Below are 1,148 nucleotides of genomic sequence, written 5' to 3'. Positions count from 1 at the left end.
GGTGGCGGCCGCCTTCACCTCCCTGATGGCCTTCGGCACCGTCCCGACTCCGCTGTGGCCCCTCTACCAGGACCGCGACCATTTCGGTGCGACCACGGTCACCGTCGCCTTCGCCGTAATGGTCGTGGGCGCCGCCGGCGGGTTCCTCGCCCTCGGCCATCTGTCCGACCGGCTCGGGCGCCGCCGGGTGATCGTGCCCGCGCTGCTGGTCGGCATCGTGTCCGCCGCCGTCCTGGCGGCCTGGCCCGCGCTTCCCGGCCTGATCGCCGGACGGCTGCTCACCGGCGTCGCCGTCGGGCTCATGGCCTCCACCGCCACGGCCTACATCAGCGACCTCTATCACCAGGCCCGCCCCGAACGAGCCGGTTCCCCCGTTCCCGGGCTCGTCGCGACCGCCGCCAATCTCGGCGGCCTGGCCGTCGGGCCCCTCGTCGCGGGCGCCCTCGCCGAGTGGGCCCCCGCCCCCCTGGCCACCTCCTACCTCCTTTTCGCCGCCCTCATGGCCGTCCTGCTCGGGCTGGTGCTCGTCACCCCCGAGACCGTCGACACCGAGCTCAAGGCCCAGGACCGGCCAGGCAGGTTCGCCCTGCGCCCCGGCCATCGCACCGCGTTCGGCGGCGCGGCGGGGGTCGGCTTCTTCGCCTTCGCCGTGATGGGCCTGTTCTCCTCCCTCGGCGCGATCATCGTCCGCGGTCAGCTGGGCATCACGTCCCAGTTCGTGATCGGCCTGGCTCCCTTCACCGTCTTCGCCGCGTCCGCCGTCGCCCAGCTCGCGCTGGGCAGGCTCCCCCTGCACCGCCTGCTCATCACGGGCACCCTGCTCTTCCCCACGGGCCTGGCGCTCACGGCGCTCTCGCTCTACCACCCCGCGCTCTGGCTGTTCCTCGTCGCCGCCACCCTGGCGGGCGCCGGAGCCGGCCTCCTCTTCAAGGGCGCCATCACCCAGAGCGCCGTCTCGGCCGTCCCCGCCTCCCGAGCGGGCGTGCTCGCGACCTTCTTCGTGATCGCCTACCTCGGCATGGGCCTGCCGTCGATCGCCTTCAGCCTCGTCATCCAGCACGCCGCCCTCGAGCCCACGATGATCGGCTTCGCCGTCGCCCTCTCCCTCGGCGCCGTCGCCGCCGTCGTCACCGCCATCCGCACCGCCC

General features: G+C 73.8%; 1 protein-coding gene. It reads left to right on the top strand.

Annotated elements, in window-relative coordinates:
• Positions 1–1,148, top strand: a 1,148-nt coding sequence (locus Psi02_RS39730; RefSeq protein WP_308442311.1) for an MFS transporter, incomplete at both ends; no start/stop codon positions are given.

This window comes from Planotetraspora silvatica, assembly GCF_016863315.1.
In the GTDB taxonomy this organism is placed as follows: domain Bacteria; phylum Actinomycetota; class Actinomycetes; order Streptosporangiales; family Streptosporangiaceae; genus Planotetraspora; species Planotetraspora silvatica.
This window is presented reverse-complemented; position numbering and strand designations above follow the sequence as displayed.